10 protein-coding genes are annotated in these 12,552 nt (G+C 69.9%); 7 read left to right on the top strand and 3 right to left on the bottom strand.

Translation table 11 applies throughout. From position 1 onward, the window contains the following. Nucleotides 1-6: 6 nt before the first annotated feature. Entirely contained in the window at nucleotides 7-789 is a 783-nt protein-coding gene (locus tag ASF94_RS15365; protein ID WP_056668254.1) for a protein-L-isoaspartate(D-aspartate) O-methyltransferase, read from the bottom strand. Continuing rightward, nucleotides 786-1,586: a 5'/3'-nucleotidase SurE gene (surE, locus tag ASF94_RS15370; protein WP_056668257.1), complete on the bottom strand. Its 801-nt coding sequence runs from the start codon at nucleotides 1,584-1,586 to the stop codon at nucleotides 786-788. Before surE ends, ASF94_RS15365 begins: the two co-directional genes overlap by 4 nt. A 151-nt stretch (nucleotides 1,587-1,737) precedes the next feature. Here surE and ASF94_RS15375 point away from each other — a divergent pair, with 151 nt between their 5' ends. The 3 genes from ASF94_RS15375 (at nucleotide 1,738) to ASF94_RS15385 (ending at nucleotide 5,011) form a co-directional block, all read left to right on the top strand. After that, on the top strand, nucleotides 1,738-2,712 hold the full coding sequence (locus tag ASF94_RS15375; RefSeq protein ID WP_056668260.1) for an NADPH:quinone oxidoreductase family protein: 975 nt from the start codon (nucleotides 1,738-1,740) through the stop codon (nucleotides 2,710-2,712). A gap of 130 nt (nucleotides 2,713-2,842) precedes the next feature. After that, nucleotides 2,843-4,387, top strand: coding sequence for a GGDEF domain-containing protein (locus ASF94_RS15380; RefSeq protein WP_056668804.1), 1,545 nt, complete (start codon nucleotides 2,843-2,845; stop codon nucleotides 4,385-4,387). A gap of 138 nt (nucleotides 4,388-4,525) precedes the next feature. Continuing rightward, nucleotides 4,526-5,011 carry a GAF domain-containing protein gene (locus ASF94_RS15385; protein ID WP_056668263.1) on the top strand — a complete coding sequence of 162 codons (486 nt, stop codon included), beginning with the start codon at nucleotides 4,526-4,528 and terminating at the stop codon, nucleotides 5,009-5,011. A 56-nt stretch (nucleotides 5,012-5,067) separates the two neighbouring features. On the opposite strand, the gene ASF94_RS21605 is transcribed toward ASF94_RS15385, so the two are convergent. After that, nucleotides 5,068-5,964 (bottom strand): hypothetical protein, encoded by an 897-nt coding sequence (locus ASF94_RS21605; RefSeq protein WP_056668266.1) that lies wholly within the window; start codon nucleotides 5,962-5,964, stop codon nucleotides 5,068-5,070. 273 nt (nucleotides 5,965-6,237) lie between these two features. Between ASF94_RS21605 and mutS the strand changes: the two genes are divergently transcribed. From mutS to ASF94_RS15410, 4 genes are all read left to right on the top strand, one after another. Next, entirely contained in the window at nucleotides 6,238-8,859 is a 2,622-nt protein-coding gene (gene mutS, locus ASF94_RS15395) for a DNA mismatch repair protein MutS (RefSeq protein ID WP_056668269.1), read from the top strand. Between the two features lie 162 nt (nucleotides 8,860-9,021). Beyond that, the gene (locus ASF94_RS15400; protein ID WP_056668273.1) at nucleotides 9,022-9,852 is read left to right on the top strand and encodes a proteasome-type protease; all 831 of its coding nucleotides are present in this window, start codon (nucleotides 9,022-9,024) and stop codon (nucleotides 9,850-9,852) included. 105 nt (nucleotides 9,853-9,957) lie between these two features. Then, nucleotides 9,958-10,782 carry an alpha/beta fold hydrolase gene (locus ASF94_RS15405; RefSeq protein WP_056668276.1) on the top strand — a complete coding sequence of 275 codons (825 nt, stop codon included), beginning with the start codon at nucleotides 9,958-9,960 and terminating at the stop codon, nucleotides 10,780-10,782. Between the two features lie 251 nt (nucleotides 10,783-11,033). Beyond that, on the top strand, nucleotides 11,034-12,473 hold the full coding sequence (locus ASF94_RS15410; RefSeq protein ID WP_056668279.1) for an oxygenase MpaB family protein: 1,440 nt from the start codon (nucleotides 11,034-11,036) through the stop codon (nucleotides 12,471-12,473). Nucleotides 12,474-12,552 lie beyond the last annotated feature (79 nt).

Genomic DNA, 12,552 nt, shown 5'->3' on the forward strand with positions numbered 1-12,552 from the left:
ATCCCTTCAGGCAATCCCCGATTTTAGGGGGACAAAATGTACGGGCTCCAAAACGCTCTGCTGGAGCCCGTGTGCAGTCTTGTCGACCACCAGCAGCACCTGCTGGCCGTTCGCGCCGACGGTCGGCGCCACGAGCCGCCCACCCACGGCCAGCTGGTCGCACCAGTGTTGCGGCAGCATGTCACCGCCCGCCGCCGAGATGATGGCGGCATAGGGCGCGCCCTTGGCGTAGCCCAGCATGCCGTCACCGAGGAGAAGATGCACGTTGGCCAGCCGCAGCGGGCGCAGGTTGTCGCGCGCCTTCTCATGCAACGCGCGCAGTCGCTCGACGGTATACACCTCGCGCACCAGCCGGGACAGCACGGCCGCCTGATAGCCGCATCCGGTGCCGATTTCCAGCACCCGCCCGAGCCCGCCGCCCGTGCGGGCAGCGTCGGCCCCGAGCAGCAGTTCCACCATGCGCGCGACGACGCTGGGCTTGGAGATGGTCTGCCCCAGGCCGATCGGCAGGCTGGTGTCTTCGTAAGCCTGGTTGACGAGCGCGCTGTCCACGAAGCGGTGGCGCTCCACGGCGCCCATGGCCGCCAGCACGGCCGGCGACTGGATGCCGGACGCGGCCAGCCGCTGCACCATGCGGGCGCGCACGGCGGCGGAATCCAGCCCCAGGCCCTGCGGCGCTGCAGGCGCCTGCGCGGGGGGGCGGAGTGCGGCGCCTGCCGGCCGCGCCGGGACAGCGGGGGGCTGCGCCTGCAGCCGCGCCGGAAACCCGGGCCTGCGCTGCTGCGTCATGAGGCCACGCGCTCCGCGACCCGCGGGGCAGCCTCGTCCGCGGGCACCAGGCGCGCGGCGGTCTGCGCCCAGTAGCCCAGGCCTTCGTGGTCGGTCAGATCGACCTTGAGCGGCGTCATGGCAACGTGCCCTTGCGCGGTGGCATGGAAGTCCGTGCCTTCCGCGTCGTCCTTGGCGGCACCCGCGCTGCCGATCCAGTACATCGTCTCGCCGCGCGGGCTCTGCTGCTCGATCACCCGCTCGGCCGCATGGCGCCGCCCCAGACGGCACAGCTTGATGGGCCGCAGCGCATCGAGCGGCATGTTCGGGATGTTGATGTTGAGCAGCCATGGGGCCTCGCCCACCAGGCGCTGCTGCTGCATCTGCTGCACGATCTCGCGCGCCTTGCAGGCGGCGGCCTCGATCTCCCCCCAGCCCTTGTCCACCTGCGAAAAGGCGATCGCCGGAATGCCGAACAGGTAGCCTTCCATCGCCGCGCCCACGGTGCCCGAATAGATGGTGTCGTCGCCCATGTTGGCACCGTTGTTGATGCCGGAAACGACCAGATCGGGCCGGTACCCCAGCAGGCCGGTGAGGGCGATATGCACGCAGTCGGCCGGCGTGCCGTTCACGTACCGGAAGCCATTGGCCGCGCGCTGCACGTAGAGCGGCGAGTGCAAGGTCAGCGCGTTGGACTTGGCGCTGTTGTTGTGCTCCGGCGCCACCACTTCCACGTCCGCGATGGACTTGAGCGCCTCATGCAGCGCCACGATGCCGGGCGCCTGGAAACCATCGTCGTTGGAAATGAGAATCTTCATGGAGTCGATCTGGCTGGATTCGGCGGATTGTAGGCGGCGCCCTACGCGCGCCGCGCCGCGCGGGACGGGCGCTCCGGCCCGGTCGCTCCAGGGACAACCGGCGCCCGGCCCCGCACCTATGATGCGGCGCACTGAAGAACGGAGACCCTCCATGCACGCTTGGCTTTGCACCGACCCCACCGGCGTAGACGCGCTCACCTGGACCGAACACCCCACCCCGGCGCCCAAGGCCGGCGAGGTGCTGATCGAGATCAAGGCCGCGAGCCTGAATTTTCCGGATCTGCTCATCGTTCAGAACAAGTACCAGATGAAGCCGCCGCTGCCCTTCGTGCCGGGTTCGGAATACGCCGGGGTCGTGCAGGCGGTGGGAGAAGGCGTGACGCACCTGCGCCCCGGCCAGAACGTGGCCTGTCTGAGCGGCACGGGCGGCTTCGCCACCCACGTGATCGCGCCGGCTGCGCTCTGCATGCCGCTGCCCGAGGGCTTCTCGCATGTCGATGCGGCCGCCTTCATCATGATCTATGCCACATCGCACCACGCACTGATCGACCGCGCCCAGCTGAAGGCGGGCGAAACCGTGCTGGTGCTGGGCGCTGCCGGCGGGGTCGGTACGGCGGCCATCCAGATCGCCAAGGCGCAGGGCGCCCGGGTGATCGCCGCTGCCTCCACGGAAGAAAAGTGCGCGCTCTGCCTCTCGGTCGGTGCCGATGCCGTCATCAACTATGGCCAGGAAAACCTGCGCGAGGCCATCAAGGCCCTGACCGAAGGCCGCGGCCCGGACGTGATCTACGACCCGGTGGGCGGCGAATACACGGAGCCGGCCTTCCGCTCCATCGCCTGGCGCGGGCGTTACCTGGTGGTCGGTTTCGCGGCCGGCCCCATCCCCGCGCTGCCGCTCAACCTGCCCCTGCTCAAGGGCGCGTCGCTGGTGGGCGTGTTCTGGGGAGATTTCGCCAAGCGGGAACCGCAGAACAATGCGGCCATGATGGGCGAGCTGGCGCGGTGGTATGCCGAGGGCAAGGTCAAGCCCGTCATCGACCGCACCATGCCGATGTCGCAGCTCAAGGCGGCGTATGCCCACATGGGTTCGCGCGGCGTGATGGGCAAGCTGGTCATGGTGAACTGAGCCGGCCCCGGGTGCAGGCCGCCGCTCCCGGCCGTCTCCACCCGCCTTGATCGGCAGGCCCTCCGTCCTGTTCAACGCCCTCGGCGTCTGTCAAACTCGCACCCCTCTTGATCCGATGGTGGCGCCTGGCATGGCAGACCGTAACCCTTCCGAAATCGCCCGCGAAACGCTGAAGCTGCTCGCATCCCGCAGGCTGGCCCCCACCCCCGACAACTACCAGGCGCTCTACGACGAGATCGCCGGCACCCGCAGCACGCCCGGTTTCCCGGAAGGCCCGCTGCGGCAGATCTCCCGGGTACTGCCCGGGCAGACCCCCGCCCAAAAGCGGTTGCTGGGTCTCTTCGAAAACGCCATCGCCGCCAGCGACTGGGGTGCGCTCCAGGGCGTGCTGGTGAGCTATGCCAACCTGGGGCTGCATGCGGCCTCTCCCCCGGTGGCGGCCAGGGAGCCCGACAGCCCCGCCAGCCAGGGCCCGGTCACGGCACTGCCCGCCGAGCTGGCCGACCAGCTGGTGCGGCTGATCGACACCCTGATGCCCGCCCTGGGCGAGGACGACAGCCGCGTACACGAACTGGCCGCCCAGCTGGTGCAATTCCTGAAACAGCCCGGGCCGCCGGCTTCCACGCTGCAGCTGATGCTGAACAACTTCAGCTACCGCCTGTCGTTCGCGGCCGAAGACCAGGCGGCCATCCGCACCAGCCTGCTGGCACTGCTGCAGATGGTGTTCGAGAACATCGCTGCGCTCAGCATGGACGACCGCTGGCTGCACGGACAGGTGGAGGCGCTGATCGCCGCCTCCACGCCGCCGCTGACGCTGCGCCGGCTCGATGACGTGCAGCGCCGCCTCAGGGACGTGATCTTCAAGCAGACGGAGGCCAAGACCCGCCTGATGGAGGCGCAGGACCAGATGAAGGAACTGCTGGCCGCGTTCGTCGAGCGGCTGGCGCAGATGGACCAGTCGAGCAGCAGCTACCACGACACGCTGGAGGACTGCGCCGAACGCATCGGGCAGGCCACGCACCTGCAGGAAATCACGCCGCTCCTGGAACAGGTCATGTCCGCCACCCGCGCGATGGCACTGAACAGCCGCGTCGCCCGGGACGAGCTGCACCAGCTGCGCGAGCGCTCCGAGATGCGGCATACGCAGATCACCGAGCTGCAGAAGGCGCTGAACGAAGCCAGCTCCCAGGCACGCCACGATCCGCTCACCGGCTCGCTCAACCGCAAGGGGCTCGACGAAGTGATGGAACGCGAGATTGCCCGCGCCCGGCGCAACGACGCCCCGCTCTGCGTGGCATTGCTGGACCTGGACAACTTCAAGGCGATCAACGACCGGCTGGGGCATTCGAGTGGCGACCAGGCCCTGGTCCACCTGGCGGCGGTCGCCCGCGAGGTGATGCGTCCGCAGGACATGCTGGCACGCTACGGCGGCGAAGAATTCGTGCTGGTGCTGCCCGACACGGCCCTGCCCCAGGGTGTCGACGCCATGACCCGGCTGCAGCGCGAACTCACCACCCGCTACTTCATGCGCGAACAGGAGAAGGTGCTCATCACCTTCAGCGCCGGCGTGGCGCAACTGGGGCCGCAGGAAAGCAGCAGCGAGGCGATCCGGCGCGCCGACCAGGGGATGTACCTGGCCAAGCGCGCGGGCAAAAATCGCGTGACGGCGGCGTGACGACGGCGTGAACGCTAGGTAACCGGCCAGCCACCGTGGGATAACCCTGCGCGGCAGGCTGCGGCGATCCGCAGGGCAGCAGGACGCGGCATCGACTCGGTACACTCGGCCACTTCCGCCTACCGACACCCGCTAACCATGAGCGCGCCTTCCGATCCCACGCGAGATGCCCTTGAGGCCTACAAGGCACTGCTGGCGGCCACCGGCCCCGCCGGACTCGATTTTCTGAATGCCCGGGTGCCGCACCGGTACACCGGCGTCTACCGGCTGGACGGCGCCGTGCTGCGCAATGTGCATCTGTTCGACAAGCAGGGCGTGGTCACCCCGGACTTCCTGGCCACCGTTCCGCTGCAGGACAGCTTCTGCCAGTTCGTGATGCGCGACGGCGGTTTCAGCTCCAGGGACACGGCTTGCGACCCCCGGCTGGACGGGCACAAGTACCAGGGCGTCATGGGTTCCTATCACGGCCTGCCGCTGCTCGACAACCAGGGCCAGCTGTATGGAACGCTGTGCCACTTCGACACCGAGCGCTTCCCCCTGCCGGACGAGGAGTACGCCCTGCTGCAGAAGGTTGCGCGCGTGCTGCCGGCCTATCTGAACAAGCGCCCCATTCCGCCCGTCTGAGGTGCCCGCCGCCGGGCTCTCCTCATGAGGAGCGCCCAGCGGCGGCCAGCGGCCCGTCAGGGCTTGCTCTGCGCGTCCGTCAAGGTACCGCCGGCCCGTTGGCCGGACTCGGACTCTGACGCGGATGCAGGCCGGGACGACGTGGAGGACGCGGACTGCGCGCCTCCACCCCCCTCAGCGCCGCTGACTCCGCTCGCTCCGCTGGCGGAACCGCCGCCTCCACCCGCCCGGGCGCGCTGGCTGCGCCAGGCATCGAAATCTTCCGAGAACTTCTGGTAGCGTTCGCTGCGCCAGCTCTCGTAATCGCTGTCCAGCCGGCGCATCTGTTCCTCGCGCCACCGCTGGTAGTCCGGATCGGGATGGCCGCCCGTCTGCGCGCTCCGTCCGCCCGAGCGGCGGGAGTCCTCATCGCGGCCCCGGCTGTAACCGGTTTCGGCTGCCTCGCGCAGGAAATCATCGCCCTGCTGCGATCGCCCCGGCCCACTCCACTGGCCACCCCACTGCCCTTCGGAAGGGCCATTGAATCCGTCATGGGCGTGGCGATGCCGGCCTTCGTAGCCGCCATAGCCGCTGCCGCTGGGCGGGCCCAGGCCGCGCGCGCCGCCGCCCGGTCCGCTGTAGCCCCCGTTGGCTGCCTGCCCGCCCGTGCCGCCGTAGCCGCGCGAGCCGCCGCCCCCGTAGCCGCCGTAGCCGGCACGGGAGGCGCCGGAGCCGTACAGCGTCGGCTCGTTGTCGGCCCCGCTACCGTAGTCGCCACCGCCCTGGTGGTGCTCCGCCGTGTAGTCGTGCTGGCGCGAAGACGGCCCGAAGCCGTGCTCCTGCCCGCCCTGCGGCGTGCGGTGGCCATCACCGCCCGGCCGGCTCCACTGCTCGGCCTGGCGGCCGGAGCGGCCGGCGTCCTGCTCTCGCCCCGCCCACCTGCGGCGGGGATCGTCGTGGTCACGTGAGTCCATGGATGAAACCTCCAATCAGATCCGCATCGGAAGCCGGGCGCGTGGCCCGCTGCGCTGCAGCCCCGCGGGCGGCCGACTCCGCCAGCAGGTCCAGCCAAGGCTGCGGGCGCGCGCGCAGCGCCGGGGGTAGGAGCATGCCGACGATCAGGGGCAGGCACGCGGCCCGCCGGCGGCCCGCCCATGCACAATGGCGACCCTCCAGGCGCACCGTGCGCCGCGTGCCACCGCGCCTGCCTCCCGGCAGGCCCTGGCCACTGCAAGTGATCTGACTCCATGGAAATGCCCGTCTCCCCCGCCCACACCCCCATGATGGCCCAGTACCTGGGCCTGAAGGCGCAGCACCCCGACACGCTGCTGCTCTACCGCATGGGTGACTTCTACGAGCTGTTCTACGAAGACGCCGAAAAGGCCGCGCGGCTGCTCGACATCACGCTCACCCAGCGCGGCCAGTCGGCCGGGCAGCCGGTGGTGATGGCCGGGGTGCCGTTCCATGCGCTGGAGAACTACCTGGGCCGCCTGATCAAGATGGGCGAATCGGTCGCCATCTGCGAGCAGGTGGGCGAAGTCGGCGCCACCAAGGGCCCGGTCGAGCGCAAGGTGGTGCGCGTGGTCACGCCCGGCACGCTCACGGACAGCGAACTGCTCTCCGACAAGGCCGAATCGATGCTGCTGGCGGTGCAGCAGGGTGCGCGGGCGCGCTGCGGCCTGGCCTGGATGTCGGTGACGCAGGGCATCGTGCACCTGGCCGAGTGCAGCCACGACGAGGTGGGCGCCTGGCTGGCGCGGGTGGCGCCCAGCGAAGTGATCTACAGCGCCGGCACCACCGAACGCTTCGAGCAGCAGCTGCAGGCGCTGCGCCAGAGCGGGGCCCTCGCCTGCCCCCTGAGCCTGCGGCCGGACTGGCAGTTCGACGCCGCCCTGGGCGAGCGCAAGCTGCTGGAGCATCTCCAGGCCTCCAGCCTGGCGGCCTGGAATGCCGAGGCGCTCGCCCATGCGCATGCGGCGGCCGCCGCGCTGCTGTCGTATGCCGAGCACACCCAGGGCCACGCCCTGACCCACGTGCAGAGCGTGCGGGTGCAGCAGAGCGACGAACTCATCGCCCTGCCCCTGGCCACGCGGCGCAACCTGGAGCTGGTGCGCACGCTGCGCGGCGAAGACGCGCCGACGCTCTTTTCGCTGCTGGACACCTGCATGACCGGCATGGGCAGCCGCCTGCTGAAAAGCTGGCTGCTGGAGCCGCGCCGCGACCGCGCCGACGCCCGCCAGCGCCTGGCTGCCACCGCCGCCCTGCGCGGCACCGGGGCCGGCGCCGGTCCGTGGCAGGTGCTGCGTGCCGAGCTGCGCGGCGTGAGCGACGTGGAACGCATCACCGCCCGCATCGCGCTGCGCCAGGTGCGTCCGCGCGAGCTGGTGGGGCTCTGCAAGACGCTACAAAAAGCAGAGCTACTTGCCCAGACTAATCAAGCGCCCGAGCCGTTTTTGACCCAAATCTTCGAGCAGCTGCGGCCGCCGGTGGATTGCGGCACGCTGCTGCGTACGGCCATCCATGAAGAGCCCGCCGCACTGGTGCGCGACGGCGGCGTGATCGCGGCCGGCTTCGATGCCGAACTGGACGAGCTGCGCGGCATCCAGACGCATTGCGACGACTTCCTGCTGGACCTGGAAACCCGCGAACGCGCCCGCACCGGCATTCCCAATCTGCGGGTGCAGTTCAACAAGGTGCACGGCTTCTATATCGAGGTCACCAGCAGCCATGCGGCCCGCGTGCCGGACGACTACCGCCGCCGCCAGACGCTGAAGAACGCCGAGCGCTTCATCACGCCCGAACTGAAGGCTTTCGAGGACAAGGCCCTGTCGGCGCAGGAGCGCGGCCTGGCGCGCGAGAAATGGCTCTACGAACAGGTCCTGGACCAGCTGCAGCCGCACGTGCCCGCCCTCGCCCGCCTGGCCCAGGCGCTGGCCACGCTGGACGTGCTGTGCACCCTGGCCGAACGCTCGCTCACGCTGAACTGGTGCGCCCCGCAGTTCGTCAACGAACCCTGCATCGACATCGAGGCCGGCCGCCACCCGGTGGTGGAAGCGCGCCTGGCCGAAACCTCGTCCGGCGCCTTCATCCCCAACCACACGCGGCTGAACGCCAACACGCGCATGCAGGTCATCACCGGCCCCAACATGGGCGGCAAATCGACCTACATGCGGCAGGTGGCGCTGATCGTGCTGCTGGCCAGCATGGGCAGCCACGTGCCGGCCACGGCCTGCCGGCTGGGGCCCATCGACGCCATCCACACCCGCATCGGCGCGGCCGACGACCTGGCCAACGCGCAATCGACCTTCATGCTGGAGATGACCGAGGCCGCGCAGATCCTGCACGCCGCCACGCCGCACAGCCTGGTGCTGATGGACGAGATCGGCCGCGGCACCAGCACCTTCGACGGCCTGGCGCTGGCGAGCGGCATCGCCACGCACCTGCACGACCGCACCAAGGCGTTCACGCTCTTCGCGACGCATTACTTCGAGCTGACCGAGCTGTCGGCGCGCCACCAGCATGCCGTCAACGTGCATGTGGGCGCGACCGAGACGGGCGCATCGATCGCCTTCCTGCACGAGATCCAGCCCGGGCCGGCCAGCCGCAGCTACGGCATCCACGTTGCCAAGCTGGCGGGCGTGCCCGGGCCGGTGCTCAACCATGCGCGGCACACGCTGGCCGCGCTGGAAGAGCGGGCCGGCGAAGGCGAGGCGCAGGTGGACCTGTTCGCTCCGCCACCGGAGGACCCGGGAGCCGGCCTCAGCGCCGTGGAAGCAGCGCTGGACGCCATCCATCCCGACGCGATGAGCCCGCGCGAGGCGCTGGACGCGCTCTACCAGCTCAAGCGGCTGGCGCAGGGCGCGGGCTGATCGGGCCGGTGCAGGCAGTTCAAGCCCAACAGGCCGCCGGCGCCCGCTCTGTCAGGGCGCGCAGCTATCGTTTTTGAATCGCTCTTGCGCGCAAGACCCGCCCCCGGCGCCACGGCGGGGCGCGCACTACACTTGCGGCTTTTGCCCCGGGCCGCCTCCAACATGACGTATTGCGTCGCCATCAAACTCAACGCCGGACTTGTGTTCCTCTCCGATTCCCGCACCAACGCCGGCCTCGACCAGATCAGCTCTTTCCGCAAGATGATGATCTACGAGAAGCAAGGCGACCGCTTCATGGTGCTGCTGTCGGCCGGCAACCTGAGCATCTCGCAGTCGGTGCGCGAGATCCTGCAGGTCGAGCAGATCGCCAGCCCCGACGAAGACGGCGAACCCATCACCATCTGGAATGCCACCAGCATGTTCGACGTGGCCCGCGTGCTCGGCTCGGCGGTGCGCCGCGTGCACGAGCGCGACGGCCTGGCGCTCAAGCGCGCGGGCGTGGACTTCAACGTCTCGCTGGTGCTGGGTGGGCAGATCCAGGGCGAGGGCATGCGCCTGTTCCAGGTCTATTCGGCGGGCAACTTCATCGAGGCGACCTCCGAAACCCCGTATTTCCAGGTGGGCGAATCGAAATACGGCAAACCGGTGCTCGACCGCGTGCTGACCCCCGAGACCCCGCTCGACGAAGCCGCCAAGTGCGCGCTGGTGTCGATGGACAGCACGCTCAAGTCCAACCTGTCGGTCGGCCTGCCGCTCGATCTGGTGGTGTATGAGGAAGGCCGCTTTTCCACCGACAAGATCGTCTGCATCGACGAGAACAACCCCTACTTCCGCATGCTGCACAACAGCTGGGGCCAGAAGCTGCGCGAAGTATTCGACAGCATCGAAGACCCGGAATGGAACGGCGGCGCCACCGAGGTCCCGATCTGCGTCGACCCGACCCGCAGCCGGCCGATCCGCAAGATCACCAACCCGCGCGACAAGCTGATCTGACGCCTGAGCCTGGCGCTTGGGGTGTGCAGCGCCCCGCGCAGGCTCGCAGCCCCGCTCCCAACTCGCCGCCCCGCCGCCCCGCCGCCCCGCCGACGCCCACCGTCCATGCCACGCATCGTTTTCTCGCACGCCAACAGCTTCCCGGCCAGCACCTATCGCGTGCTTTTCAGCGAGCTGCGCCGCCGCGGCTACGAGGTCAGCGCGGTGGAGCAGTTCGGCCACGACGAGCGCTACCCCGTCACCAACAACTGGCCGAACCTGGTGCAGCAGCTGGCCGACTTCGCCGACGCCGAGCAGCAGCGCAGCGGCGAGCCGGCCTTTCTGGTCGGGCACTCGCTGGGCGGCTTTCTGAGCGTGATGGCAGCGGCCCGCCACCCGCACCTGGCCCGGGCGGTGCTGCTGCTGGATTCGCCCCTGCTCAGCGGCTGGCGCGCCGGCGCGCTCCAGGTCGCCAAGCGCACGCAGCTGGTGGGCTCGGTGTCGCCCGGCAAGATCAGCCGGGCCCGGCGCAACAGCTGGGCCACCTCCGACGAGGCGTTCGAGCACTTCCGTCGCAAGAAGGCCTTCGCCCACTGGGACGAGCGGGTGCTGCGCGACTACGTCACGCATGCACTGCGCGACCATGAGGGCCAGCGGCTGCTCGCATTCGACCGGGCGGTCGAGACCGCCATCTACAACACCATCCCGCACGACCTGGACCGCCTGCTGCGCAGCCACCCGCTGCACTGCCCGGCGGCGTTCATCGGCGGGCTGGCGTCGCAGGAAATGCGGCAGGTCGGCATGGCGTTGACCCAGCGCATCACCCAGGGCCGCATCGCGCTGGTGGATGGCAGCCACCTCTTTCCCATGGAGCGGCCCATCGTCACGGCGGCCGCCATCGAAGCCGCGCTGCTCAACCTGGCAGCGGTGCAGGACGGCGCGCGGGGCTGAGCCCCCGCAGCCCAGACGAACTGACGGCCAGCCGTCTGCGACCGGGCAGGCCCGCGTGGCTCGGATGCGTCAAGCATCTGCTTGCGCATCCTCTACACTGCGCCATCGTTACAGTGTGATACGCCGATGACCGCCTTCGCGACGCCCGCCCACGCCTTCGTGCCGCCCGACCCGGCGCGTCGCCCGCACGGCCTCGGCACAGCCGCCGCGCCAGGTTCGTCCGGCCGCCGCCACACGCACGAGGAACCGGCATGACGCGACAGCCTGCCGCCGCCGCCATCCCCGACGCACTGCTGGACGCCCAGCCCTGGCAGGCCGATCCGCTCGCCGACGACACCATCGCCCGCATCCTTGCGCCGCAGGCCGCCGGCAGCGATGGATCGGGCGAACCCTGGCAGCGCATCGCCTGCGTGAACCGCCTGTTCGCAAGCTGGACCGACAACGCCACGCTGGCCGGCTGGCGCGCGCCCGAGGGCACGCTGCCGGAGGTCGCCCAGGCGCTGCAGTCGTATCTGCAGACCGGCCGCGCGCTGCCCGCCTGGGCCGACGCTGAGCGGGTGGAGCGGGCCGAAGCGCTGTTCATGGACCACGGTGCGCTGTCCTGCGTGCTGCTGTTCTGCTCCAGCCTGCCAGAGTGCTATGTGATTCCCGATCTGGCGAGCGTGCTGCATGTCGCAGGCGAGCTGGAGCACCACACAGAACACCGCATCCGATCCACGGCCGCCATGATCTTCCCGGTGATGATGCAGGGCGGCCTGACGCGGCCGGACGGCGCCGGCGTGGCCCAGGTGCTGAAGGTGCGGCTGATCCACGCCACCATCCGCCACCTGATCCTGCGCGGCGCCCCCGTGCCGGGCCAGCCTGCGGGCGAGATCGCGCCGCTCGAGCGCCCGGCCGACGCAGGCCTTTACCAGACCCTCTATGCCAGCGGCTGGAACGTGGGGCGCGACGGACTGCCCTGCAACCAGGCCGAGCTGGCCTACACACTGCTCACCTTCGGCTACGTCTTCCTGCGCAGCCTGCGCCGGCTGGGGCTGGGGTTCACGCCAGCGGACGAGCAGGCCTACCTGCATGCATGGAACGTGGTCGGCCATGTGCTGGGCATCGACGATTCCCTGATGGCGCACACCATGGAAGACGCCGCCGATCTGCTGGAGCGCCTGCAGGCCCGAGGCCGCGCCCAGATCACGCAGCCCGACGCCCGACCGGCCCTGGCCGCCGCATTGATGACGACCATGGAGCAGGCCATTCCGTGGCGCCTGGCACGGCCCTTCCCGCGGCTGATGACGCGCTACCTGTGCGGGCGCAGCACGTCAGCCGAACTGGCGCTGGACGGGCAGCGTGCGCCCTGGACGTCCTGGCTGCTGTTCTGGACCCTGCTCGGCCTCTGCCGGCTGATCGATACCGTGGCGCGCTGGATCTGGCCGCAGTTCTCGCTCTCGCGCAGTTTCACGCGCGTGCTGGGCTACCACCTGCTGGTGAAGGTGCTGATGGACCAGACCCGCCCCCTGCAGCTGCCTGCGCATGTGCTGCATCAGCTGGGCAGGTGCGTCGCAGGCTGGAGCGACGACCCGCGAGCGCCGCGGTGGCTCAATCGCCTCGAAGACCGATTGACGACCACCGGCTCCTGGCTGTTCGCTGGCGAGCACGCAGCGCGCACGGCCCCCGTGGCGCCCGGCCCGCTGCGGTAAGCGGCACGACAGCAACTTCTGACACACTCCAGGCCGCTCGCTGCCCCCGCCTGACCCGTCAGCCCTGCGCCCGCACCGA

Origin of the sequence: Acidovorax sp. Leaf160, assembly GCF_001424265.1 — a bacterium.
GTDB lineage: Bacteria > Pseudomonadota > Gammaproteobacteria > Burkholderiales > Burkholderiaceae_C > Paracidovorax.